Annotated in this window: 30 protein-coding genes; 14 read left to right on the forward strand and 16 right to left on the reverse strand. The window is 70.3% G+C overall.

Annotated features, from left to right (window positions below; genetic code table 11):
• Positions 1-12: 12 nt before the first annotated feature.
• Both ftsY and MKK53_RS22485 read left to right on the forward strand, forming a co-directional pair.
• Positions 13-1338: a signal recognition particle-docking protein FtsY gene (gene ftsY / locus MKK53_RS22480; RefSeq protein ID WP_243930992.1), complete on the forward strand. Its 1326-nt coding sequence runs from the start codon at positions 13-15 to the stop codon at positions 1336-1338.
• A gap of 29 nt (positions 1339-1367) precedes the next feature.
• The gene (locus MKK53_RS22485; RefSeq protein WP_243930993.1) at positions 1368-1976 is read left to right on the forward strand and encodes a septation protein A; all 609 of its coding nucleotides are present in this window, start codon (positions 1368-1370) and stop codon (positions 1974-1976) included.
• Between the two features lie 4 nt (positions 1977-1980).
• Here the strand turns inward: MKK53_RS22485 and MKK53_RS22490 are convergent, their stop codons facing one another.
• The 5 genes from MKK53_RS22490 to MKK53_RS22510 form a co-directional block, all read right to left on the reverse strand.
• Positions 1981-2586 (reverse strand): DsbE family thiol:disulfide interchange protein, encoded by a 606-nt coding sequence (locus MKK53_RS22490; protein WP_243930994.1) that lies wholly within the window; start codon positions 2584-2586, stop codon positions 1981-1983.
• Positions 2583-2726: a heme exporter protein CcmD gene (gene ccmD / locus MKK53_RS22495; RefSeq protein ID WP_243930995.1), complete on the reverse strand. Its 144-nt coding sequence runs from the start codon at positions 2724-2726 to the stop codon at positions 2583-2585. The genes MKK53_RS22490 and ccmD overlap by 4 nt, the downstream gene beginning before the upstream one ends.
• Before the next feature lie 9 nt (positions 2727-2735).
• Positions 2736-3536 (reverse strand): heme ABC transporter permease, encoded by an 801-nt coding sequence (locus tag MKK53_RS22500; RefSeq protein WP_243931824.1) that lies wholly within the window; start codon positions 3534-3536, stop codon positions 2736-2738.
• 78 nt (positions 3537-3614) lie between these two features.
• On the reverse strand, positions 3615-4343 hold the full coding sequence (locus MKK53_RS22505) for a tRNA1(Val) (adenine(37)-N6)-methyltransferase (protein WP_243930996.1): 729 nt from the start codon (positions 4341-4343) through the stop codon (positions 3615-3617).
• The gene (locus MKK53_RS22510) at positions 4340-4564 is read right to left on the reverse strand and encodes a DUF2007 domain-containing protein (RefSeq protein WP_243930997.1); all 225 of its coding nucleotides are present in this window, start codon (positions 4562-4564) and stop codon (positions 4340-4342) included. Before MKK53_RS22510 ends, MKK53_RS22505 begins: the two co-directional genes overlap by 4 nt.
• 356 nt (positions 4565-4920) lie before the next feature.
• Here MKK53_RS22510 and MKK53_RS22515 point away from each other — a divergent pair, with 356 nt between their 5' ends.
• The 3 genes from MKK53_RS22515 (at position 4921) to MKK53_RS22525 (ending at position 7077) form a co-directional block, all read left to right on the forward strand.
• Positions 4921-5946: a polyprenyl synthetase family protein gene (locus MKK53_RS22515; protein ID WP_243931826.1), complete on the forward strand. Its 1026-nt coding sequence runs from the start codon at positions 4921-4923 to the stop codon at positions 5944-5946.
• 91 nt (positions 5947-6037) lie between these two features.
• The gene (locus MKK53_RS22520; RefSeq protein WP_279599216.1) at positions 6038-6655 is read left to right on the forward strand and encodes a YceI family protein; all 618 of its coding nucleotides are present in this window, start codon (positions 6038-6040) and stop codon (positions 6653-6655) included.
• Between the two features lie 95 nt (positions 6656-6750).
• A complete protein-coding gene (locus tag MKK53_RS22525) occupies positions 6751-7077 on the forward strand; it encodes a hypothetical protein (RefSeq protein ID WP_243930999.1) in 327 nt (108 codons plus the stop codon).
• Between the two features lie 6 nt (positions 7078-7083).
• Here the strand turns inward: MKK53_RS22525 and MKK53_RS22530 are convergent, their stop codons facing one another.
• The 4 genes from MKK53_RS22530 to MKK53_RS22545 are packed head-to-tail and all read right to left on the reverse strand — an operon-like array spanning position 7084 to position 9850.
• Positions 7084-7554, reverse strand: coding sequence for a low molecular weight phosphatase family protein (locus MKK53_RS22530; protein WP_243931000.1), 471 nt, complete (start codon positions 7552-7554; stop codon positions 7084-7086).
• Between the two features lie 34 nt (positions 7555-7588).
• Positions 7589-8083 carry a UPF0262 family protein gene (locus MKK53_RS22535; protein WP_243931001.1) on the reverse strand — a complete coding sequence of 165 codons (495 nt, stop codon included), beginning with the start codon at positions 8081-8083 and terminating at the stop codon, positions 7589-7591.
• Positions 8084-8093: 10 nt separating this feature from the next.
• Positions 8094-9389 carry a histidinol dehydrogenase gene (gene hisD / locus MKK53_RS22540; protein ID WP_243931002.1) on the reverse strand — a complete coding sequence of 432 codons (1296 nt, stop codon included), beginning with the start codon at positions 9387-9389 and terminating at the stop codon, positions 8094-8096.
• 17 nt (positions 9390-9406) lie between these two features.
• Entirely contained in the window at positions 9407-9850 is a 444-nt protein-coding gene (locus MKK53_RS22545) for a DUF2948 family protein (protein ID WP_243931003.1), read from the reverse strand.
• A 188-nt stretch (positions 9851-10038) separates the two neighbouring features.
• Between MKK53_RS22545 and MKK53_RS22550 the strand changes: the two genes are divergently transcribed.
• Positions 10039-10341 (forward strand): hypothetical protein, encoded by a 303-nt coding sequence (locus MKK53_RS22550; RefSeq protein ID WP_409564398.1) that lies wholly within the window; start codon positions 10039-10041, stop codon positions 10339-10341.
• Between the two features lie 44 nt (positions 10342-10385).
• On the opposite strand, the gene MKK53_RS22555 is transcribed toward MKK53_RS22550, so the two are convergent.
• The 4 genes from MKK53_RS22555 to MKK53_RS22570 all read right to left on the reverse strand — a co-directional run bounded on the left by MKK53_RS22555 (position 10386) and on the right by MKK53_RS22570 (position 12675).
• Positions 10386-10763, reverse strand: a complete 378-nt coding sequence (locus MKK53_RS22555; protein ID WP_243931005.1) for a type II toxin-antitoxin system HigA family antitoxin — start codon at positions 10761-10763, stop codon at positions 10386-10388.
• A 9-nt stretch (positions 10764-10772) separates the two neighbouring features.
• Positions 10773-11102, reverse strand: coding sequence for a type II toxin-antitoxin system HigB family toxin (locus MKK53_RS25495; protein WP_313901579.1), 330 nt, complete (start codon positions 11100-11102; stop codon positions 10773-10775).
• Positions 11103-11124: 22 nt separating this feature from the next.
• Positions 11125-12414 carry a UDP-N-acetylglucosamine 1-carboxyvinyltransferase gene (gene murA / locus MKK53_RS22565; protein ID WP_243931007.1) on the reverse strand — a complete coding sequence of 430 codons (1290 nt, stop codon included), beginning with the start codon at positions 12412-12414 and terminating at the stop codon, positions 11125-11127.
• Between the two features lie 81 nt (positions 12415-12495).
• Complete coding sequence (locus MKK53_RS22570; protein ID WP_243931008.1) at positions 12496-12675, reverse strand: hypothetical protein; 180 nt, start codon at positions 12673-12675, stop codon at positions 12496-12498.
• A 152-nt stretch (positions 12676-12827) separates the two neighbouring features.
• Here MKK53_RS22570 and hemA point away from each other — a divergent pair, with 152 nt between their 5' ends.
• The 8 genes from hemA (at position 12828) to MKK53_RS22610 (ending at position 19649) form a co-directional block, all read left to right on the forward strand.
• Entirely contained in the window at positions 12828-14123 is a 1296-nt protein-coding gene (gene hemA, locus MKK53_RS22575; RefSeq protein WP_243931009.1) for a 5-aminolevulinate synthase, read from the forward strand.
• 337 nt (positions 14124-14460) lie between these two features.
• Complete coding sequence (locus MKK53_RS22580) at positions 14461-15261, forward strand: inositol monophosphatase family protein (protein WP_243931010.1); 801 nt, start codon at positions 14461-14463, stop codon at positions 15259-15261.
• Positions 15262-15341: 80 nt separating this feature from the next.
• Positions 15342-15887, forward strand: coding sequence for an adenine phosphoribosyltransferase (locus MKK53_RS22585; protein ID WP_243931011.1), 546 nt, complete (start codon positions 15342-15344; stop codon positions 15885-15887).
• A gap of 183 nt (positions 15888-16070) precedes the next feature.
• Positions 16071-16205 (forward strand): 50S ribosomal protein L34, encoded by a 135-nt coding sequence (rpmH, locus tag MKK53_RS22590; protein ID WP_238205808.1) that lies wholly within the window; start codon positions 16071-16073, stop codon positions 16203-16205.
• Positions 16206-16282: 77 nt separating this feature from the next.
• Positions 16283-16753 (forward strand): ribonuclease P protein component, encoded by a 471-nt coding sequence (gene rnpA / locus MKK53_RS22595; protein WP_243931012.1) that lies wholly within the window; start codon positions 16283-16285, stop codon positions 16751-16753.
• On the forward strand, positions 16743-18608 hold the full coding sequence (yidC, locus tag MKK53_RS22600) for a membrane protein insertase YidC (protein WP_243931013.1): 1866 nt from the start codon (positions 16743-16745) through the stop codon (positions 18606-18608). Before rnpA ends, yidC begins: the two co-directional genes overlap by 11 nt.
• A gap of 7 nt (positions 18609-18615) precedes the next feature.
• On the forward strand, positions 18616-19272 hold the full coding sequence (yihA, locus tag MKK53_RS22605; RefSeq protein WP_243931014.1) for a ribosome biogenesis GTP-binding protein YihA/YsxC: 657 nt from the start codon (positions 18616-18618) through the stop codon (positions 19270-19272).
• Entirely contained in the window at positions 19272-19649 is a 378-nt protein-coding gene (locus tag MKK53_RS22610) for a DUF423 domain-containing protein (RefSeq protein ID WP_409564419.1), read from the forward strand. Before yihA ends, MKK53_RS22610 begins: the two co-directional genes overlap by 1 nt.
• Before the next feature lie 117 nt (positions 19650-19766).
• On the opposite strand, the gene MKK53_RS22615 is transcribed toward MKK53_RS22610, so the two are convergent.
• From MKK53_RS22615 to MKK53_RS22625, 3 genes are all read right to left on the reverse strand, one after another.
• Entirely contained in the window at positions 19767-21320 is a 1554-nt protein-coding gene (locus MKK53_RS22615; RefSeq protein WP_243931015.1) for a S10 family peptidase, read from the reverse strand.
• A gap of 8 nt (positions 21321-21328) precedes the next feature.
• The gene (locus tag MKK53_RS22620; RefSeq protein WP_243931017.1) at positions 21329-21781 is read right to left on the reverse strand and encodes a DNA polymerase III subunit chi; all 453 of its coding nucleotides are present in this window, start codon (positions 21779-21781) and stop codon (positions 21329-21331) included.
• 301 nt (positions 21782-22082) lie between these two features.
• Positions 22083-23711 (reverse strand): CTP synthase, encoded by a 1629-nt coding sequence (locus MKK53_RS22625; protein WP_243931019.1) that lies wholly within the window; start codon positions 23709-23711, stop codon positions 22083-22085.
• Positions 23712-23829 lie beyond the last annotated feature (118 nt).

Raw genomic sequence — 23829 nt, forward strand, 5'->3', positions numbered from 1 at the left:
ATGCGAGGGTTTATGACGAGCGAGGACAAGCCCGGCTGGTTCGGACGCCTGTTCGGGCGGAAGAAGGACGAGGGCCAGGTTACCGAGACGCCGGCCCCCGAATCACCTGCCTCGCCCTCCGAGGGGGAGCCCGACTTCGCCACCGGCGCGGAGGACGTGGCCCACATCCCGCTGCCCGAGGACGGGGGTGCCATCGACGCCACCGAGGGCGCCGACCTGCTGCCCGTCGAGGGCGAGCCGGAGAAGCCCCCCGCCGGCACCGCGGGCGACCCGCCGGAGCACGGGGCGGACCCGGTCGATACCGGCACGGTGAACCGCGAACCGCAGGTCGCCCTCGATCCCGACATCCAGCCGACCGATTCCGCCGCCGCCCTGGCCTACGATGCCGGGGTCGGGCCGGACCGGGAGCCGGAGGCGAAGGGCTGGTGGAGCCGCCTCACTTCGGGGATGAAGCGCACCTCCTCGGCCCTGTCGGACCGGGTCACGGGGCTGTTCACCAAGCGCAAGCTCGACGCCACCACCCTGGAGGATCTGGAGGATGCCCTGATCCAGGCCGATTTCGGCCTGGAGACGGCGATGCGGATTTCCGAGGCGGTCGGCAAGGGCCGCTACGAGAAGGGCATTTCGCCGGACGAGGTCCGCACGATCCTCGCCACCGAGGTCGAGCGCGCCCTCGACCCCGTGGCGGTGCCGCTCGAGATCGACTTCGCGAGGAAGCCGTTCGTGATTCTCACGGTCGGGGTCAACGGCGCCGGCAAGACGACGACGCTCGGCAAGCTCGCCTCGAAGTTCCGGGCCGAGGGCCGCTCGGTGATGCTGGCGGCGGGCGACACGTTCCGCGCGGCGGCCATCGAACAGCTCAACGTCTGGGGCGCCCGCACCGGCACGCCGGTCATCAGCGGCGCCCAGGGGGCGGATGCGGCGGGCCTCGCCTTCGATGCGCTGAAGCAGGCACAGGCGGCGGGGACGGACATCCTCCTCATCGACACGGCGGGCCGCCTCCAGAACAAGACCGGCCTCATGGCCGAGCTGGAGAAGATCGTCCGCGTCCTGCGCAAGCAGGACCCGGACGCGCCGCACGCGACGCTTCTGGTGCTCGACGCCACCGTGGGCCAGAACGCCCTGTCGCAGGTGGAGCTGTTCTCCCAGGCCGCGCCGATCACCGGCTTGGTGATGACGAAGCTCGACGGGACGGCGCGGGGCGGCATCCTCGTGGCGCTGGCGGCCAAGTTCGGCCTGCCGGTGCACTTCATCGGCGTCGGCGAGGGCGTGGAGGATCTGGAGCCCTTCGCGGCCCGGGATTTCGCCAGGGCCGTCGCCGGCCTGGAACGGGACTGAGCGGGCGAAGCCCGGTAGAGACGATGACGATGCAGATCGAAGCCATCCCCCCGCGCCGGCACCTTCCGCCGCTCGCCAAGCTCGTCCTGGAGATGGGGCCGCTGGTCCTGTTCTTCTTCGCCAACGCCTTCGGCGAGAGGCTCGGCCTCGTCGGCGACCAGACGACCTACGCCGCCATCGGCCTGTTCGTGGGGGCGACGATCGTGTCGCTCGCCATCCACTTCGTGCTCCTGCGCCGCATCCCGATCATGCCCCTGGTGTCGGGGGTGGTGGTTCTGGTCTTCGGCGGCCTCGCCCTGGCGCTCCGGGACAAGACGTTCTTCGTCATCAAGCCGACCATCGTGAACAGCCTGTTCGGCTTCATCCTGCTCGGGGGCCTGCTGTTCGGGAAGCCGCTGCTCTCGGTGGTGCTCGACAGCGTGTTCTCGCTGACCGACGAGGGCTGGCGCCGGCTGACCTTCCGCTGGGGGCTGTTCTTCCTGGCCCTAGCGGTCCTCAACGAGGTCGTCTGGCGGACCCAGGATTACGAGTTCTGGGTGAAGTTCAAGGTGTTCGGCATCATGCCGATCACCGTGCTCTTCGCCCTCGCCCAGACCCCCCTGCTGATGCGTTACGAGCAGAAGCAGCCGGAGGGGTAGGCGCTCACCGCGCCTCCGCGACCTTGCCGGCGGCCCGGATGCGCGCGAGCACGGACGCGAAGTTCTCCGGGGTGAGGATGCCGACGATCTTGTCGCGGATCACCCCGTCCGGGCCGATGATGAAGGTCTCGGGCACGCCGTAGACGCCGAAATCGATGGCGGCCCGTCCGTCCGCATCCGCCCCCACGGCGGCGAAGGGGACGCCGTGCCGGTCGAGGAACTTGCGGCCGGCGGCGGGGTCGGGCTCCTTGTAGTCGATCCCGACGAGGCGGATCCCGGGCTCGCGGGCGAGCCGCATCAGCATCGGGTGCTCCACCTGGCAGGGGGCGCACCACGAGGCGAAGACGTTGAGCACCGTGATCGCGCCCTTCAACTCGGCGCTCGACAGGCCCGGCACCGGGGCGCCGTCCTTGGCGAGGCCCGGCACGGCCGGCAGGGTGAAGCCCGGCGCCGGCTTGCCGATCATCGCCGAGGGGAGCGCCGAAGGGTCGGCCCCCGACCGCAGCCGCAGGAACATCACCCCCGCCAGCACGGCGAAAACCAGGACGGGCAGGATGACGAGGAGGGACCGCCGGGCGGGCGGGGGAGTGCCGTCGTCGAGGGTGTTCACCGCCTGTCCTCCCCGAAGCGACGGAGCGCCCGCCGCTGCGCCGACCGGTCCCGGACGGCGTTGACGACGAGGCCGAGCATGATCAGCGCCGTGAAGGCGTAGGCGGCGGCGATGAAGCCGCCATGCGATCCCAGGTCCATCACGGGGGCCTACAGGGCTTGAGGGAGCGGGCTCGCCCCGGCCGGGCCGGGGACGATCCGCCGGGCGCCGGCATCCAGGCGCTCGGCCTCGCGGATGGTCAGGGTCCGCACCCGGCGGCGCATGATCTCGGTGCGCATGGCGTAGAGATGGAGGGTCGATCCGCCGAGCGTCGCCGCGCCGATCATCAGGAGCAGCGGGTAGAGCATCGAGGGGTCGATGGTCGAGCCGCCCATCCGCAGGATCGAGGCCGGCTGGTGCAGGGTGGACCACCAGTTCACCGAGAACTTGATGATCGGCAGGTTCACCGCGCCGACCAGCGTGAGGATCGCCACCGCGCGGGCCGCCCGGTTCGGATCCTCGATGGTCCGCCACAGGGCGATGAGGCCGCAATAGATCAGGAACAGCACGAGCATCGAGGTGAGCCGGGCGTCCCACACCCAGTAGGTGCCCCACATCGGCTTGCCCCACAGGGAGCCGGTGACGAGGCAAACCAGGGTGAAGGCCGCCCCGATGGGCGCCGCGGCCCGTTGGGACACGTCGGCGAGGGGGTGGCGCCACACCAGGGTGCCGATCGCCGACAGGCTCATCGCGCCGTAGAAGAACACGCCGAGCCACGCCGCCGGCACGTGGACGTACATGATCCGCACCGTCTCGCCCTGCTGGTAGTCGGCGGGCACGACGAAGAAGGTCAGGTACAGGCCCACGGCCAGGGCCGCCACGGACACGGCCGTCAGCCATGGCACGAGCGTCGCGGACCAGCGCATGAAGTGGCTGGGGTTGGACAGCCGGGTCCAGAGGGAAGGCGTCATCGTCGCGGTCTCGGACATGGTCCTGCGCTCCTAACCCAAGGTGCGGTGCAGCAACAATGCGGGCATCGGGCGCGGGTCTCACCCGCGGTGAAGGGCCTCGGCCTCCGGCGTGAAGCGCCCGTCCGCCCGGTGCAGCACCAGCGGCGGTTGCAGCGAGAAGCCCGCCCGGCTCCCCTTCACGGCGGTGACGAGGATTCGGATCGCCGGGTCGTCCGCCCGCGGGTGGACCGGCCGCACGGCGATCCCGCCGAACCGTCCGGCCAGGACGGCGAGGCATCCGGGCAGGGCATCGGCCCTGTGGATCATTCCGAGGCGGCCGCCGGGGCGCAGGATGCCGGCGCAGGTCCGGACCCACCCCTCCAGCCCCCCTGCGGCGAAGCCGTGGGCGCTCGCCTTGGCGGGGTCGGGGGAGGGGCGGTAGCGCCCGGCCTCGAAGTAGGGCGGGTTTGTCAGCACGCAGTCGAACGAATCCGGATGGAGGCCGGCGGCGGCGCGGACCCGGCCGGGGGCGAGTACGTCCGCCTCGATCACCTCGGCCGGCAGCGCGTTGAGGCTGGCGTTGGCCCGGGCCAAAGCGGCGAGGTCCGGATCCCGCTCGACCAGCGTCACCGACAGGCCCGGCCGCAAAGTCGCGCAGGCGAGGCCGGCGATCCCCGGCCCGGAGCCGAGATCGCACAGGCTCTCCCCCGGCCGGGGCGACAGCAGGTGCGCGAGCAGGATCGCGTCCGTGCCCGCCCGGTGCGCCCCCCGGGGCGGCTGGTGGAGGTGGAGGCGCCCCCCGAGGAAGGCGTCGGGCGGCGCGGTCACGGCGTCCGCAACTCGTGCGCGAGGCCGGCATCCTTCAGGATCCGCCGCGCCTGGGCGGCATGGTCCGTGGGCACGAGGAGCCGCCGGCCGAACATGCCGATGGAGCCTTCCATGGCGCTCATATGCTCGTCGGCCACGAGGACGGGGATGCCGGCATCCTCCAGCAACGAGCGCGCGAAGCCGATGAGAACGATGTCGTTCGCGCGGATCAGCTCGATCACCCCTGTCCCCCCGTCGCGCGGCGCGCCGCGCTCACACCATCGTCATCGCGCGGCCGGTGCAGCCATCCGGGGCGCCGTGCTCGGGTGGCGCGCCGGGTCCCGGCACGGCCCGCCGCCCCGGATTGCGTGGCGGCGCTCGCAAAGACAACACGGCTTGTAGCAGGAAAGCGCGGCGGCCACGGGTATCGCGGGATCGCCTCGGAGGGTTGGCGCATTCGCCGCGTGGAGTGCGGGGGCCGTCTGGCCCATATCCCGCAATGTTGCGACGCCGCAGGCGCCATGCGATTGGACGGCGCCGATGCTTTCCGTGCGGACGTTTCCCGCACGGCCCGGCTTGGGAGTCACGGATCTTGGGTATCGCCGCCACGATCGAGAACCCGACGAAGCCCGTCGATGCCGGGTTGAACGACCTCGTCGCGCTGGTGGCCGACGGGATGAAGCGGGTCAACACCACCATTCTGTCCCGGACGGGTTCCGACGTGGCCATGATCCCGGAGGTGGCGAACCACCTCATCGCCTCCGGGGGCAAGCGCCTGCGGCCGATCCTGACGCTGGCCTGCGCGCAGCTCTGCGGATACGTCGATGAGGCCGGCAAGGACGGCGACGTGAAGCTCGCCGCCAGCGTCGAGTTCATGCACACGGCCACGCTCCTCCACGACGACGTGGTGGACGAGAGCGACATGCGCCGGGGCCGCGTGGCCGCACGGATCAAGTGGGGCAACGAGGCGAGCGTGCTCGTCGGCGATTTCCTCCTCGGGCAGGCCTTTCGCATGATGGTCGAGGTCGGCTCCCTCCGGGCCCTCGACATCCTCTCCGCCGCCGCCACGGTCATCGCGGAGGGCGAGGTGATGCAGCTCGCCGCCGCCAAGAACCTGGAGACCAGCGAGGAGGCCTACCTCGCCGTGATCCGCGGCAAGACCGCCGAACTCTTCGCCGCCGCCTGCGAGGTCGGGCCGGTGATCGCCAAGCGCAGCGAGGCCGAGCAGGCGGCGGCGCGGGCCTACGGGATGAACCTCGGCATCGCCTTCCAGCTCATCGACGACGCCCTCGATTACGGCGGCACCGCCTCCGACCTCGGCAAGAACGTCGGCGACGATTTCCGCGAGGGCAAGATCACCTTGCCGATCGTTCTGGCCTACCGCCGGGGCAGCGAGGAGGAGCGCGCCTTCTGGCGGCGGACCCTGACCCGCGGCGAGATCCGCGACGACGACCTCGCCACGGCGCTCGCCATCCTCCGGCGCCACGGCACCCTGGAGGAGACGGTCGCCCGCGCCCGCCATTACGGCGAGAAGGCCGAGGCCGCCCTGTCCATCTTCCCGGAGGGCCCTGTGCGGTCCGCGCTGCTCGATGCGGTGGAATTCTGCGTGGCGCGGGCGCACTGAGGCCCCGTCCGGCTTGTGCGCTGCAGCACGGCCGAGCTTGCCTCAGGCTTAACGGCGGCGGCGAAGGGGCTTACGCGGGCGGTTCCTCACGATGGAGAGACCGGTGAAGTCCACCCTTGCCCTTACCCTGATCCTGGCCGGCGTCGCCACCGCCCAGGCGCAGACGCCGCCGACCCGCGATCCGGCCCAGATCCCGGCAGGCACCTACGCCGTCGACCCGAACCACACGCAGGTCGGCTGGCGCGTGTCGCATATGGGCTTCTCGAACTACGCGGGCGGCTTCTCGGACGTGACGGGCACGCTGCAACTGCAGCCGAAGGACCCCTCCGCCTCGAAGCTCACCATCAAGATCCCGGTGGCCTCGGTGACGACCACGAGCGACAAGCTCACGGGCGAGCTGAAGGGCGACCAGTGGCTCGACGGCGGCAAGTACCCTGAGATGACCTTCGTCTCCAGCAAGGTCACGCCCGCCGGCAAGGACCATGCGAAGGTGACCGGGGAGCTGACCCTGCACGGCGTGACCAAGCCCGTGACCCTCGACGTCACCCTTGTCGGCGCCGGCGTGAACCCCCTCGACAAGAAGATGACCGTCGGCTTCGAGGCAACCGGCGTGGTGAAGCGCTCGGAGTTCGGCGTGAAGACCTATCTGCCGCTCATCGGCGACGACCTGCACCTCACCATCGCCGGCGCCTTCGAGAAGCAGGACTGACGGCAGAGTTATCGACAAGCCAGACGGCCACGTTAACCGATCCTTTATCCTCCCGGTGAAGGCTAACAGGTGCTTTCCACCGGCAGGATCGACCCGTGGCCGTCCTTCGCTTCTCCGCCCTCGCCCTGACCGCCGCCGCCCTCCTGGCGCCGGCCGCCGCGCTGGCGGGCGACGCCGCCGCGGCGCATTCCTCGTGGAAAAGCTGCCTGGACCACGCCTATGTGAGCCGGGCGGCCGTCACCGGGCAGGACCTCGCCGCGGCGGCGGCCCTGCGCGCCTGCAGGGGGGAGGAGACGGCCTACCTCTCCGCCCTCTCGGCCTCGCCGCTCCTCGACGGGGACGACATCGCCCAGGCGCGGCCGGAGCTCGTGGCGCGGGCGCGGGCCGCACTGACCACCGGACCGCGTTCGGTCCTGCGCTGAGGGCGCCTACGACTTCAGCCGCTGCTTGATCTTCGCCGCCAGCCCGTCCCGCACGTCCCGGTAGGCGTCCAGCCGCTGCTCGCGGGAGGCGTCCTGCACCAGGGTCGGATCGGGGGTCGGCCAATACTCGACGTCGGCCGCGAGCGTATGGGTGAGCGCGATGGCCTTGTGGTGGGCCTCGGGCGCCAGGGTGATGATCAGGTCGAAGTTCAGCCCCTCCCAGTCCTCCAGCTGCTCGATGGTGCGGGGACGGTGGCGGTGCGCGTCGATGCCGATCTCGTCGAGGGCGGCGACCATGAACGGGTCGATGGGCTCACCCTGCCGGACGCCCGCCGACTGCACGTAGATCGACTTGCCGAAATAGTGCCGGGCGATGGCCTCCGCCGCGGGTGAGCGCACCGCGTTGTAGTTGCACATGAACAGCACGGATTGCACCCGCCGCTTCCGCGGGGCCGGATCGGGTGGCGGCTCGGCCATGGCGGCTCAGGCCGGACGGGGGGCCGCCACTGATTCAGCCCTTCCAGTGGAGGGCGAAGATCAGGGTGAACAGACGCCTGGCCGTGTCGTGGTCGAGGTCGACCTTGCCTTCGAGCCGCTGCTTGAGGGTCTCCGAAGCTTCGTTGTGGAGGCCGCGCCGGCCCATGTCGATCGCCTCGATCTGGCTCGGCGAGGCGGTGCGGATGGCGTTGTAGTAGCTCTCGCAGATCATCTCGTAATCGCGGATCACCCGGCGGAACGGCGTCAGGGACAGGAGATGCGTCATCACCGGCTCGCCCTCCACCGTGCTGATGGCGAAGGAGAGCTTGTTCTCCACGAGGCCGAGGAGAAGCCGGAACGGCCCCTCGCGGCCGGGAACCGAGAAGCTGTTGCCCTCCAGGATGTCGTAGAGCGCGATGGCGCGCTCGTGCTCCTGGTCGGGGTTGCCGCGGGCGATGGACGCTTCGTCCAGGGTCACCGAGACGAGGCGATTGGGGCCCTTGTCCGCCCCCCGCTCTTTGTCCGACATCCCCACCGCCTCACAGGTTCAGCCGGATCGCCACGGAGCGGGCATGGCCTTCCAGCCCCTCCGACCGGCCAAGCGTTATCGCCGCGGGCCCGAGCGCCCGCAAGCTCTCCGGCGTGCAGGCGAGGATCGTCGTGCGTTTCATGAAGTCGAGGACCCCGAGGCCCGACGAGAAACGCGCGGACCGGGCGGTGGGCAGGACATGGTTCGGCCCGCCCACGTAGTCGCCGATCGCCTCCGGCGTGTGCGCACCGAGGAAGATCGCGCCGGCATTGCGGATCTTGAGGGACAGGGCTTCGGCGTCCTTCGTCTCGATCTCGAGGTGCTCCGGGGCGATCCTGTCCACGAGGGGAACGGCTTCCTCGAAGTCGCGGACGCGGACGATGGCGCCGTAGTCGCGCCAGCTCGCCCGGGCGATCTCGGCGCGGGGGAGGGTGGTCAGGGCGCGCTCCACCGCCGCCTCCACGGCCTCGGCGAGGTCGGCGCTGTCGGTGATCAGCACGGATTGGGCGGCGGTGTCGTGCTCGGCCTGGGCCAGCAGGTCTGCGGCCACCCAGTCGGGGTTCGCCTCGCCGTCGGCGAGGATCAATACTTCGGAGGGGCCGGCGATCATGTCGATGCCCACCTGCCCGAACACCCGGCGCTTGGCCGCCGCGACCCAGGCGTTGCCGGGGCCGACGATCTTGGCCACCGGGGCGATGGTCCCGGTGCCGTAGGCCAGGGCAGCGACGGCCTGGGCGCCGCCGACCCGATAGATCTCGTCCACGCCCGCCAAATGCGCCGCGGCGAGCACCAGGGGGTTGAGGATGCCGTCCGGGGTCGGCACCACCATGACGATGCGCGGCACCCCGGCCACCCGTGCCGGAACGGCGTTCATCAGCACCGAGGAGGGGTAGCTCGCCGTCCCGCCCGGGACGTAGAGGCCGACCGATTCGAGGGCGGTCCACCGCCATCCGGCGGTGACTCCCAGGGCGTCGGTGGCCCTGTGGTCGGCCGGCTTCTGCGCCCGGTGGAAGGTCTCGATGCGCTCCGCGGCGAGGCGCAGGGCGTCGAGGGCCTCGGCGGGACAGGCCTCGACGGCGGCGGCGACCTCGTCGGCGCCGATGCGCAGGCCATCCGCCGTGAAGTCGGCCCCGAGCCGGTCGAAGCGGCGGGTGTAGTCCACCAGGGCGTCGTCCCCCGTCTGCACCACGTCGGCGATGATGCGGCGCACGGCGTCGTCCACATCCTCGGCGATCTCGCGCTTGAGGGTGAGGAGGCGCGCGAAGGACTCCGCGAAATCCGGGTCCCGGCTGTCGATACGGACCATAATCGTCTCTTTCCGTCTCAGGCTGCGGTCTCGGGCACGTCGTCGTGGCCCGGCCGTGCCCCCGCCTCCCAGACCGGCCCGAGGTCCTTCATCCGGACCTCGACGCATTCGACCTCGATCCGGATCGTCGCATCGCCGGAGAACAGGATCTCGATATGCCCCGAGGGTGGGTCGCCCGGCAGGAAGGTGATGGCCAGAAGGCTGAGGGGCATTGCGTCCGTGCCCCGCCGCAGGCCGCGGGTCCGCACGGACAGCACCCGCTCGAAATGCAGGCCGGTCAGCCGCCGCCGGGGCGGCGCGTCAGGCCCGGCCGACCAGTCGAACCGGCGCAGCGCCATGGCGAAGCGTTTCTCGCCCGCGAGATAGCTGAGATCCTCCGGCGGCAGGATCGCATCCTGCAGATGGGCCGAGATCACGGTGAGATCCTCGGCGTCCAGGGCAGCGAGCTTCAGAAGCTCCATCGGAGGGTCCGGTCGGGTGAGGGAGGCCCTTGCGGGGCGGCATGGCGTCAGTAGCGGCGCCGGCTTGTGCGGGCAACGCCGCCGTGGTCGGATCGGTCCGCCTCATTCGCCGTTCATGATCGCACCGCTAAGTTGTGGGCGACCGTGGCCGCCGGAATGCGGCCTGACGACAAGGCAGGACGATGACGGTGAAGCGCATCACGCTGGCGGTGCTGACCGCCCTCGCGCTCGCCCCGGCGCTGGGGACGCCGGCGAGCGCGCAATATTACCGCGACGAGTACGACTACAGGCCGCGCCGGCCCCCGCCGCCGGATTACTACGAGGACCGTCCCCGGCGTTTCCGCGACGATTACGACTACGGCCCGCGGCGTTTCGGCCGGATCTGCGTGACCGCCCGCGGCAACTGCCCGACCCGGCCGGGTCCGTTCAACGCCCCCTGCGGCTGCGAAATTCCCGGCTTCGGCTTCAAGCGCGGCGCCATCGGCGGCTGAGCGTCCTGGGCGGCGGGCGGCGATGGCTGCCCGCCGCAGCCCGGTCAGGCCGCGTCCCGGTCCAGGCGATAGGGCGCCGCCAGCACCTCGATCGGCAGGTGCCACGCCTCGCTGATGGCCCGGATCTGCGCCAGCGTGAGATACCGCTTGCGGTTCAGGATCTCCGAAGCCCGCGCCCGCGATCCGAGAAGCTGCGCCAGCTCCGCCTGCGAGCGGCCCATGTCCTCGATGGCGAAATGCAGCATGTCCACCGGATCGGCCGGGCCGACCGGGTAGTGCTCGTTCTCGTAGGCTTCCACGAGGGTTGCCAGCACATCCACCTTGTCGCCCTCGGGGGTACCGCGGGAGGCACCCCACAGCCGCTCGATCTCCTTCAGCGCAGCCTTGTGGTCCTCGTCGTTCCGGATCGGCTTGATCTCCATGGCATGCCCCTAGAATTGCGAGACCGTCAGCGCGTCGACATCGTCGTATTCGGCGTGCGTCCCCAGGAACTTGACGAACGCAATCTGCTTCTCGAGGTCGAACGCCACGATCAGGCGGAACTGCCCGCCAGCAATCTCGAACCTGACCCGGTCTCCGTTCAGAACCTTCGCCTTCGGGAAGGTCGCCTGGATGTCCGACATGGACTCAGGGATCATCAACTTGGCGGACCGATGCCAGCGTTCGAGAGCCGGCCTCGCCTTCGGATACTTCCCTGCAAAAGCACGAAGTGAACTGAAAGCGATGACCCGCATCGAATAAAAATAACTTGTTCCCGTCATGGAAACAAGCGCATCCCCCGCCTTATCCCCGCACGCGCTCGATCTGCGCGCCGCAGCGTCCAAGCTTCGCCTCAAGGGCCTCGAAGCCCCGGTCGAGGTGGTAGACGCGGTTGATCTGCGTCTCGCCCTCGGCGGCGAGGCCGGCGATGACCAGGGAGACCGAGGCGCGCAGGTCGGTGGCCATCACCGGGGCGCCCCGCAGGCGCTCGACGCCCTCCACGATCGCCATGTCGCCGTCGAGCCGGATCTTCGCCCCGAGGCGGGCGAGCTCCTGCACGTGCATGAACCGGTTCTCGAAGATCGTCTCGCGGATGTGCGACTGGCCCTTCGCCAGGGTCATCAGCGCCATGAACTGCGCCTGCAGGTCCGTGGGGAAGCCGGGGAACGGATCGGTGGTCACGTCCACCGCGGCGATGCCGCCGCCGTTGCGGCGGACGCGGATGCCGCCCGGCACCTGGCTGATCTCGGCGCCGGTGGTCGCCAGCACGTCGAGGGCGGAGTGGAGCAGGTCGGCGCGGGTGTCCTGCAGGACGACGTCGCCGCCGGCCATCGCCACGGCCATGGCGTAGGTGCCGGTCTCGATCCGGTCCGGCAGCACCTCGTGCCGGGCGCCCCCGAGCCGGGCGACGCCCTCGATCTCGATGCGGGGCGTGCCGGCGCCCTTGATCCGCGCGCCCATCTTGTTGAGGCAGTCGGCGAGGTCGACCACCTCCGGCTCGCGGGCGGCGTTCTCGATCAAGGTCGTCCCGTAGGCGAGGGCGGCGGCCATCAGCGCCACATGCGTCCCGCCGACCGTGACCTTGGGGAAGGAGATCTCCCCCCCGCGCAGGCCGTTCTTCGTCTTGGCGATGATGTAGCCGCCGTCGATCTCGGTCTGCGCGCCGAGGCGCTCCAGTGCCATGATCAGCAGGTCGACGGGCCGCGTCCCGATGGCGCAGCCGCCGGGGAGGGAGACCTTCGCCTCGCCGAACCGGGCCAGCAGCGGCGCGATCACCCAGAAGCTCGCCCGCATGGTCGAGACGAGGTCGTAGGGCGCCGTGGTGTCGATGACGTTGGAGGCGGTGAGCCGGATGGTCTGGCCGGTCTCGGAGGTCTGCCCCGGCCGCTTGCCGACCACCATGTGATCGACCCCGTGATTGCCGAGGATGCGCAGCAGGGCGTTGATGTCGGCGAGCCGGGGCACGTTGATGAGTTCGAGCGTCTCGCCGGTCATCAGGCTGGCGATCATCAGCGGCAGCGCCGCGTTCTTGGCGCCCGAGATCGGGATCACGCCGTGGAGCGGCGCGCCGCCGATGATGTGGATGCGATCCATCGAGTCCGTCCTGGGCCCCTGCTGACGGCGGGGCCGAATTCCGTCGCGGGCGCACGGGCACCCAGGTTTAGCCGGCAGCTGCTATAGACCGGATTTGTCGGAATCGGGACCGTCGCCCGCCGGGGGCCGCGCGTCGATCGCCCCGGCCTGGGGGTTCTCCGGTGCCGCGCGGCCCCGCTCCTGCGCCTTGCGGCGGCGCAGGTTGGCCCTGAGCGCCGCCTTCAGGCGCTCGGCGCGGGCATCGGGCTTGTCCTCGGACATCGGCGGCGGACTCCCTGGCACCGTCGCGAGCATTGCAGGGCACGACGGGCGGACCTTCGACTTGAAGCGGTTCCAGATCGGCGCCGAGGCTGTATACAACGCGCGTCATTCCAGCAGCCCACCGGCGGCGACTCCCCCCTGAAGGACGCTCCATGCCCGCACTCCGGAATCCCGGCAAGACGCTCCCCCCCGTGGCGGAGGCGCGTGCGGGTGCCGGGTACGATCGCTACTTCCGCGGCGCCCTGGAGGAGCTGCACAGCGAGCGGCGCTATCGCGTCTTCGCCGACATCGAGCGCATCTCAGGCCGCTTCCCGGCGGCGAAGTGGCGCCGGTCGGACGGCTCGGTCACCGAGATCACCGTGTGGTGCTCCAACGACTACCTCGGCATGGGCCTGCACCCGGAGGTCGTGGGCGCCATGACCGAGACGGCGGCGCGCTGCGGCGTCGGCGCCGGGGGCACCCGGAACATCGCCGGCAACAGCTCGCCCCTGGTCGATCTGGAGCGCGAACTCGCCGACCTGCACGGGAAGGAGGCGGGCCTCGTCTTCACCTCGGGCTACGTCTCGAACCAGGCCGGCATCGCGACGATCGCGAAGCTGATCCCGAACTGTTCGATCCTGTCCGACGCCCTGAACCACAACTCGATGATCGAGGGCGTGCGCCATTCGGGCTGCGAGAAGCAGATCTTCCGCCACAATGACGCCGGGCACCTCGAAGAGCTGCTTCAGGCGGCGGGTGATCGGCCGAAGCTGATCGCGTTCGAGTCGGTCTACTCGATGGATGGCGACGTCGCGCCGATCGCGGCGTTCTGCGACCTCGCCGAACGCTACGGCGCCATGACCTACCTCGACGAGGTCCACGCGGTGGGCCTCTACGGCGAGCGCGGCGCGGGTATCGCCGAGCGCGACGGCGTGATGCACCGGATCGACGTGATCGAAGGCACGCTGGCCAAGGGCTTCGGCTGCGTCGGCGGCTACATCACCGGCTCGGCGGCGATCTGCGACGCCGTGCGCAGCTTCGCCCCGGGCTTCATCTTCACCACCGCCCTGCCGCCGGCCGTGGCGGCGGCGGCGACCGCCTCGGTGCGCTACCTGAAGCGTTCCGGCACCGAGCGGGCCGCCCACCAGCGGCAGGTCGCCGCGACGAAGGTCGCCCTGGACGCGGCCGGGCTGCCGCTCCTCTCGACCGAGACCCATATCGTCCCGGTGATGGTGGGTGACGCCGAGCTGTGCAAGGCGGCGGCCGACCACCTCCTCGAGCGGCATCGGATCTACATCCAGCCGATCAACTACCCCACCGTCCCGCGGGGGACGGAGCGCCTGCGGATCACGCCGTCACCGTTCCACGACTCGGGCCAGATCGCCCGCCTCACCGAGGCGCTGCGCGAGACCTGGGCGACCCTCGGCCTGCCGCGGGCCGGCACGGTGTTCGTCGAGGCGGCGGAGTAGCCTGCCTTCGACCCTCCCCGTGGGGGATGGTTGCGGACACCATCCCCGATCGGGGATCCCATCCTCACGCCTCGTCCCGAGGTGCCGACGCGCAGCGGCGGCCTCGCAGGAGCCCTCCAGGTGGCTCTGCGATCCCTGGAGCCTTCCTTCGAGGCCCGCTCAAGGCGGGCACCTCGGGATGAAGGTGAGGGTGGGACGGGTGGTGAACCGATCCCGGGTGGGGGTGGAACCGATGTTCCCCCCGGCGGGGCCGGGGGAAATCGCCTGTGGCCTCGTCATTTCCGACGCCTGCCTGTAACCACCGTCGCGACCCCGCGACGCAAGAGCCCGTACCGCTATGATTTCCTCGCCCCTCATGACCGTGATGGTCGATGCCGCGCGCAAGGCGGCCCGCAGCCTGCGGCGTGACTTCGGTGAGGTCGAGAACCTTCAGGTCTCCCGCAAGGGGCCGGGCGACTTCGTCTCCGCCGCCGACCGCAAGGCCGAGGAGGTGGTGCGGGACGCGCTCCTGAAGGCGCGCCCCGGCTACGGGATGGTGCTGGAGGAGGGCGGCATCATCGAGGGCAGCGACAAGAGCCACACGTGGCATGTCGATCCCCTCGACGGCACCTCGAACTTCCTCCACGGGGTGCCGCATTTCGCGGTCTCCATCGGCCTGGAGCGCGAGGGCGTGATCGTGGCGGGCGTGGTGTTCGATCCGATCAAGGACGAGCTCTTCGTGGCCGAGCGCGGCAAGGGCGCCTACCTGAACAACCGCCGCCTGCGCGTCGCCGCCCGCAACGACATGGCCGATGCCCTCGTGGGCTACGGCACGCCCTATCTCGGCCGCGGCAGCCACCCGCGCCTTCTGCGCGAGCTCTCCGCGGTGATGGCCGTCTCCGGCGGCACCCGCCGCCTGGGCTCGGCCGCCCTCGACTTGGCCTACGTCGCCTGCGGGCGCCTCGACGCCTACTGGGAGCGCGACCTGCAAACCTACGACTTCGCGGGCGGCGTCGCCCTGGTGCGCGAGGCCGGCGGCTTCGTGACCTCGGCGGACGGCGCGGCCGAGCCCTTGGGACCCCGCTCCGTGGCGTGCGGCAACGAGAGCCTGCACCGGGATCTGCTGGCGATCCTCAAGAAGGCGCAGGGCGCAGCCTGACACGCCTCCACGGGGGCCGGCTGGCCTCCGGCCGGCCCATCTGATTTAAGCGCCCCCGTTCGTCAGGGAAGGTCGTCCCCATGGAAGCCCGCCGCCACGTCGCGCTCAAGGAATCGATTCGCTCGATTCCCGATTACCCGAAGCCCGGCATCATCTTCCGCGACATCACCACGCTCCTGTCGGACCCGCGTTCGTTCCGGCGGGCGGTGGACGCGCTGGTCCACCCCTATGCCGGCGGCGGCATCAAGCAGGTGGCGGGAATCGAGGCGCGGGGCTTCATCCTCGGCGGGGCCATCGCCCACCAGCTCTCCTGCGGCTTCGTGCCGATCCGCAAGAAGGGCAAGCTCCCGCACAAGACCGTCTCCATGGCCTACGCCCTCGAATACGGCACCGACGAGATCGAGATCCACGTCGATGCGGTGGGCCCGGGGGACCGGGTGCTGCTGGTGGACGACCTGATCGCCACGGGCGGCACCGCCATGGCGGCCGTCAACCTGCTCCGGCAGATCGGCGCGGAGGTCGTGGCGGCCTGTTTCGTCATCGACCTGCCGGAGATCGGCGGCGCTGCGCGCCTGCGCGACCTCGGCGTGGAGGTGCGGACTCTCATGGAGTTCGAAGGGCACTGAGGATCGCGGCGTTTTGGCCGTCAAAACGTTGACTTGTGCCAACCCATCCGCCATAAGCCGCCCACCCGCGACGGGGCGCCCCACTTGGGCGCCCTTCGTGTTTGCGAGACATGCAGGACGCGTGAAGGTCGGGAGCGGCATTGCCGCCCGCGAGCGCGCCTCGACCTTTGAAGGCCAATCGTCATGAAGAGAACCTATCAGCCGAGCAAGCTCGTCCGGAAGCGTCGCCACGGCTTCCGCGCCCGGATGGCCACGGCCGGCGGCCGCAAGGTGCTGGCCCGTCGCCGCGCCCACGGGCGCAAGCGCCTGTCGGCCTGAGCCCGGCGGGTCGCGCCCGCCGCCGCGCCATGGGCGCGGCCCCCTCTGCGGGTTTTGAAGCCGGGATCGAACGGTCGATGGCGACGATCGAACGGCTCAAGAAGCGGCCCGATTTTCTGGCCGCTGCCGCGGGCCGCCGCTACCACACCGACCGGATGACGGCGCAGGGTCTCCTGCGTGCCGGGGAGGCCGATGGCCTGCGCCTCGGATTCACCGTGACCAAGCGCGTCGGCCACGCGACCGAGCGCAACCGAATCAAGCGCCGGCTCCGTGCCGCCGTCGCCGAGGTCGCCGCCGGCCTGCCCGCCGACCTCGCGGACCGTACCGCCGACATCGTCCTCGTCGCCCGTCGCCCCGCCCTCACGGCGGCGTTCGCGACGCTCACGGACGACCTCCGTCAGGCCATCCCCGCGGTGACCCGCCCCGGCAAGCCGGGCCCGGGCGAGGCCGGCGGCCGATCCCGATCCTCATCCTCCCGAAGTGGAAAGCGCGTCGCCGCGCCGTCCGCTCCCCCGAACAAGTGCGTTGGTGTCCCCGATGGGCAATGACAAGACGAACATGTTCGTGGCCATCGGCCTGTCGCTGCTGGTGCTGCTCGGATGGCAGTACTTCGTGGCCGGGCCGCGGCTCGAGCAGCAGCGCCAGATCGAAGCCCAGAACAAGGCGGCCCAGGCCCAGACGCAACCCCCGGGCGTGAGCCCGGATGGCGTGCCCTCGGCCTCGCCGAAGGAGGGCGGCCCGGCCGCCCCGGCACCGGGCACCGCGCCGACGCCCCCGGGCGGCCCGATCTCCCGCGAGGCCGCCCTGGCGCGGGCGCCGCGGGTGCAGATCGAGACGCCGGCGCTGTCCGGCTCCATCAACCTGAAGGGCGGCCGCATCGACGACGTGGCCCTGAAGAACTACCACGAGACGATCGACCCCAAGAGCCCCGAGATCGTCCTGTTCTCGCCGGCCGGGACCGAGACGCCCTACTACGCCGAGTTCGGCTGGGTCGGCGCCAATGCCGGCAAGCTGCCGAACGGCGACACGGTCTGGACCGCGGATGGCAAGACCCTCGCCCCCGGCATGCCGGTGACCCTCAGCTGGGACAACGGCGAAGGCCTCGTCTTCAAGCGCGTCGTCGCCGTGGACGACAAGTACATGTTCTCGGTGCGTGATTCGGTCGAGAACAAGGGCGCGAACGCGATCACGCTCTATCCCTACAGCCTCGTCTCCCGCTGGGGTAAGCCGCACACCCAGGGCTACTACGTCCTGCACGAGGGCATGATCGGCTATCTCGGTGACGACGGCCTGCAGGAGATCACCTACGACAAGCTGGCCAAGGAGGGCGCCTATGGCGGCGCCAACACCAAGGGCCGGGCCTACAGCAACGTGACCGGTGGCTTCCTCGGCATCACCGACAAGTACTGGGCCGCCGCGGTCGTCCCCGAGCAGAACGCGCCCTATACCGGCGCCTTCACCGACCGCACCGACGGCACCACCAACGTCTACCAAGCGAGCGCCCGGGGCGAGGCGGTGAACCTCGCCGCCGGTGCCTCGGCCTCCACGACCCAGCGCCTGTTCGCGGGCGCCAAGGAAGTGAACCTCATCAACGCCTACCAGAAGGACCTCGGCATCCGGCACTTCGACCTGATGATCGACTGGGGCTGGTTCTGGTTCATCACCCAGCCGATGTTCCGGGCGCTGGACTTCATCTACCACCTGTTCGGCAATTTCGGCGTGTCGATCCTGGTGGTGACCTTCTGCCTGAAGCTGCTGTTCCTGCCGATCGCCAACCGCTCCTACGTCTCGATGGCCAAGATGAAGGCCGTCCAGCCGGAGATGACCTCGATCCGCGAGCGCTTCAAGGACGACAAGGTCAAGCAGCAACAGGCGATGATGGAGCTGTACAAGAAGGAGAAGATCAATCCGGTGGCGGGCTGCTGGCCCGTGCTGATCCAGATCCCGGTCTTCTTCGCCCTGTACAAGGTCCTGTTCATCACCATCGAGATGCGGCACGCGCCGTTCTTCGGCTGGATCCGCGACCTCGCCGCGCCCGATCCGACGAGCATCGTCAACCTGTTCGGCCTGCTGCCCTTCCCGGCGCCCGACTTCGTCCACCTGGGCGTCTGGCCGCTGATCATGGGCGTCACGATGTTCGTGCAGATGAAGATGAACCCCGCGCCGCCGGACCCGGTCCAGGCGCAGATCTTCACCTTCATGCCGATCGTCTTCACCTTCATGCTCGGCTCGTTCCCGGCCGGGTTGGTGATCTACTGGGCCTGGAACAACTCCCTGTCCGTGCTGCAGCAATATGTCATCATGCGCCGCAACGGCGTGAAGGTGGAGCTGTGGGACAACCTGCGGGGCACGTTCCGGCGGGGCGCCAAGTCGGCTGGCAAGCCGGCGACGACCAAGAGCTGACGTGAGCGTGACGGACGACACCGACGACGACAAGGCCGGCCTCGTCGAGGCCGGCCGCCTGCTGTTCGCGGGCAGCGCCGACTTCTACGCCGCCACGCAAACCCTCGACCGGCTGCCGCCGATGGAGGGGATCGAGATCGCCTTCGCCGGGCGTTCCAATGTCGGCAAGTCGAGCCTCATCAACGCGCTGACCGGGCGCAACACCCTGGCGCGGGTGTCGCACACGCCGGGCCGCACGCAGCAGCTCAACTTCTTCAAGGTGGCCGACCGGATGTCCCTGGTGGACATGCCGGGCTACGGCTACGCCGCGGTGGAGAAGGCCAAGGTCGAGGCCTGGACCGAGCTGATCCACTCCTACCTCAAGGGGCGCGCCAACCTCGCCCGGGTCTTCGTGCTGATCGATGCCCGGCACGGGCTGAAGAGCATCGATACGGACGTGCTCGACGGGCTCGACAAGGCGGCGGTGAGCTATCAGGTCGTGCTGACCAAGGGCGACGCGCTGAAGAAGGCGCAGGTGGAGGCGCGGATGGCCGGCATCCAGGCCGCCCTCGCCAAGCGTCCGGCCGCCTTCCCCGAGGTGATCCTGACATCGAGCCGTGACGACCTCGGTGTGGCCGACCTGCGCGCTGCGGTGGCCCGCCTGCTCGCCGAGCGCGGGGTATGATGAGGCTGGCGCCGGTCGAACGCGGCCTTGGCGCCGTCGCCTGCCTCGCCGGGTTGCTCGGCGTGGCGGCGAGCGCGGCGGCGGCTCATATCGCGGGGGCCGATTCGCTGAAGGTCGCCGCGCAGTTCCTGCTGTTCCACGCGCCCGCGATCCTCGCCCTCACCGGGCTCGGCGCCGCCGGTCTGGTCCGGCCGACGCTCGCGCGCCTTGCCGGCGGCTTGATCGCGGTGGGGCTCTGCTTGTTCTGCGGCGACCTCGCCCTCCGCGCCCTCGCGGGCCAGGCGTTGTTCCCCATGGCCGCCCCGAGCGGTGGCTTCGCCCTGATGGGCGGGTGGCTCGTGGGGATCGTGGCGCTGGTGGTTCCGGCCCGGAGCTAAAAGGCTCTCCGTCATCGCGGACGGCGTGATGCGAACCGAGGATGCGCTCCGGTCCGAACGCGTTCCCCGGCCGTCGATGGCTCCGCTCGCGATGACGCCGTGGAGCACGGTGGGGGCTTACTTGCCCCCGTCGCCGGCATTCTCCCTGTCCTTCAGCGCCGCCGCGAACAGGTCGGCTGCGTTCTGGTGCAGGGCCGCCCGGGAGGCGCTGCGGAAGTAGAACATGTGCCCGCCCGGGTAGACCGCGAGGTTCAGCCGTCCGCCGCCGTAGGGCGGAACCTGGGCGATCTGGAGCTTCGACGCGAAATAGGGCGTCACCAGATCGGTGGCGCCATGGGCCACCAGCACCCTCAGCTTGCCGTCGAGCGCCAGGACGCCCTTCAGGTTGGACAGCACTTCCGGCGCCTGACGGCCCGAACCCCAGCCCCAGCCGCGGTTCACCGCATTGTTCAGCAGCTCGTAGCGCTGGTTCGGCACCGTCCATTTCAGCGTGCGGGCGTAGAGATCCAGCATCGCGCTGGTCAGCGGCGCCTGGAGGGCGGTGAGCTGCGGATCCTCGAAGCCGGACTGCAACGAATCCGGATCCGGGTCCCAACCGGTGATGCCGGTGTCGTAGAGGCTGGTCACGCGGCCGGCCTCCCGGTTCAGTTCGCGCTGGACGCCCCGTCCGGAGGGCCGGCCCGCCTGCCGCCGGAGGAACTCCCGGTCGAGCCCCGTGAGCCCGGCGAGCCTGTCGGTCATCCGGCTGATGGCCTCGGCGTCGCCCGGCCCTTTGAGCAGGTCCGCGAGGTAGGACCCCGTGGCGTAATCCTCGGCCGGGGCGAGGAGCGCGGGGCTCGGCGTCTGGCCGCCGCGCTCCAGGCCCGTGGCGGCCAGGGAGGGCAGGCGCAGGACGAAGCCCCACGGGTCGGTGCGGTGCCGTTCGAGGGCGGCGAAATCGAGCACCGGCGAGAGCAGGACCATGCCGGAGAGGCCGACGCCGATCTCCCCCTGCAGTTTTTCGGCGATAAGCGGCCCCCGGAACCCGCCGTAGCTCTCGCCGACGTAGAATTTCGGGCTCGCCATCCGGCCGTTCACCCGCAGATAGCGGGCGATGACCGCGGCCAGGACCGAGGCGTCGCTCTCGACGGACCAGTATTTCTTGGCGTCCCCATCGGCGGCGCGGCTGTAGCCGGTGCCGACGGGGTCGATGAAGACGAGGTCTGTGAAGTCGAGCCACGTCCCATCGTTGGGCACCAGGGCGACGCCCTGGGAGGGGCTGATGCTGTCCTTGCCGATGGGCAGCCGCCAGGGGCCGATGGCCCCGATATGGAGATAGGCCGAGGCGGCGCCGGGGCCGCCGTTGAGGGCAAAGGTGATCGGCCGCTCGCGCCCGCCTTCCGGGGGGCGAGTATAGGCGACGTAGGCGATCTCGGCCTGAAGCTTCCCGCCCTCGTCCACCAGGGGCAGGCTGCCGGCCGTCGCCGTGAAGTCGAGCGTGCGCCCGTCCGGCAGGGCGATGCTCTGGCTGGTGATCGAATCGGCGGGGAGGCGGCGCCCCTCCGGGCCGGGGGCCGCGGCCTGCGGACGCGGCGGCCCGCCGGGGTGGCCCTCCTGCGCCGCGAGCGGCCAGGGGAGGGCGAGGGCCAGGAGAAGCGCCGTCGCGAGGCGGCCGGACTTGATCGGTGTCATGGAGGGCGTCACGCCTTCTTGTTCCAGCGGCCGGATTCGTCCTGCTGCCAATAGGCGACCGCGTGGCCCGCCTCCTTGGCCTGCCGCCACTGCTCCCGCGCCCGCAGGAGCGCGTCCTGATCGGACCCGTCGAACAGGATGCAGATTCGGGCGTAGCTTTCCGCGTCGGCGGGCAGGTCGGCGCCCTCCACGAGGAAGCGGATGGAGGCGCCGTTGGGGTTCGCCTCCCGCAGCGTCAGCACCACCGGCTGGCTCGCCGGGTCGGGCTCCCGGTCCGTGCCATGGGGCAGGAAGCTCTCGTCGGCATAGGTCCAGAGCTGATCGTCGAGGGCGGAAAGCCGCTCCTCGCTCGCCGCCTGGATCGCCGCCTGCCACCCGCGCTCCAGCGACCGCTCCACGAGGGTCGGCAGGACCCGTTCGAGGGGCTGGTGCTGGAGGTGGTAGAACAGGATCTCGGTCACAGTAGGGCTGAGATAGGGCCTCCGGGCCCCGGCGCGAAGGGCGGCACCACTGTCGCATGCCCCGCCGCCCTGTGGAAAACGTGGCGAAGGTCGGGTGTCGACGGCCCACCCCACTCATCCCCTCATCCTGAGGTGCAGCGAAGCTGCCTCAAGATGAGGGGGTGAGTGGAATCGCTGACATCTTCGCCGTCCTTGCAGGCGTGGGCGAAGCGATCCAGGGACGTTCCACGCTGGGAAGCGGCCCTCCCGCCCCTGGATGGCGTCGTCCCTCGCAATGACGGGTCTGGAAAAGGGAAGCGCCTCAGACCAGCCGGCTCTGCTCGATGGCGGCGCCGACGAAGCCCTTGAACAGCGGGTGCGGATCGAATGGCCGGGACTTCAACTCCGGGTGGAACTGCACGCCGATGAACCACGGGTGGCCGACGTGCTCCACCGTTTCCGGCAGCAACCCGTCCGGCGAGAGGCCGGAGAAGCGCAGGCCCTTGGCCTCCAGCCGCTCGCGGTAGGCCATGTTGACCTCGTAGCGGTGCCGGTGCCGCTCGGAGATCCGGTCCGACCCGTAGATGGCCGCGATCTTCGAGGACGGGTCGAGCTGGGCGTCGTAGGCGCCGAGCCGCATCGTGCCGCCGAGGTCTCCCGCGGCCGCCCGGCGCTCCAGCTCGTTGCCGCGCAGCCATTCGGTCAGCAGGCCGACCACCGGTTCCGCCGTCTCGCCGAACTCGGAGGAGTTGGCGTCGGCGATGCCCGCCAGGGAGCGCGCCGCCTCGATCACCGCCATCTGCATGCCGAAGCAGATGCCGAGATAGGGAATCTTCTTCTCACGGGCGTAGCGCGCCGCGCGGATCTTGCCCTCGGCGCCCCGCTGGCCGAACCCGCCCGGCACGAGGATGCCGTTCAACCCTTCGAGGAACGGGGCCGGGTCCTCGCGCTCGAACACCTCGGCCTCGATCCACTGGAGGTTGACCTTCACCCGGTGGTTGATGCCGCCATGGGTCAGGGCCTCGATCAGCGACTTGTAGGCGTCCTTGAGGCCCGTGTACTTGCCGACGATGGCGATGGAGACCTCGCCCTCCGGGTTGCGCACCCGCTCGGCGATGGTCCGCCAGCGGGCGAGGTCCGGCTCGTCGCCGTGCTCCAGTCCGAAATGGCCGAGCACCTCCCGGTCGAGACCCGCGGTGCGGTAGGAGAGCGGCACCTCGTAGATCGAGGCCACGTCCCGGGCCTCGATCACCGCCGTCTCGCGCACGTTGCAGAACAGGGCGAGCTTGCGCCGCTCCTCCACGGGGATCGGCCGGTCGCAGCGGCAGAGCAGGATGTCGGGCTGGATGCCGATGGAGCGCAGCTCCTTCACGGAGTGCTGCGTCGGCTTGGTCTTCAGCTCCCCGGCGCTCGGAATGTAAGGCAGCAGCGTCAGGTGGACGAAGGCGGTGGTGCCGCGGGGCAGCTCCTGGCCGAGTTGGCGGATCGCCTCGAAGAACGGCAGCCCCTCGATGTCGCCGACGGTGCCGCCGATCTCGACCAGCACGAAATCGAACGCGTCGTTCCCCTCGAGGACGAAGTCCTTGATGGCGTTGGTCACGTGGGGAATCACCTGGATCGTCGCGCCCAGGTAGTCGCCCCGGCGCTCCTTGGCGATGATGTCCTGGTAGATGCGGCCGGTGGTGATGTTGTCCGCCCGCGAGGCCGGCACGCCCGTGAACCGCTCGTAATGGCCGAGGTCGAGGTCCGTCTCGGCGCCGTCGTCGGTGACGAAGACCTCGCCGTGCTGCGTCGGGCTCATCGTGCCCGGATCGACGTTCAGATAGGGGTCCAGCTTGCGCATGCGCACCCGGTAGCCCCTGGCCTGGAGCACCGCTGCGAGGGCCGCCGAGGCGAGCCCCTTGCCCAGGGAGGAGACCACGCCGCCGGTGATGAAAACGTACCGCGTCATGGGCCTCGATCCATAAAGAAGACGGCCGCATTTGCCAAACGGTCAGCCCGGGCAAAGCGGCGGTGGCTGGGGATGGCACGCAGAATGTCCGCGGGTCCGGGACCCGCGGGCGCGATCG

Origin of the sequence: Methylobacterium sp. J-076, assembly GCF_022829405.1 — a bacterium.
Classification (GTDB): Bacteria; Pseudomonadota; Alphaproteobacteria; order Rhizobiales; family Beijerinckiaceae; genus Methylobacterium.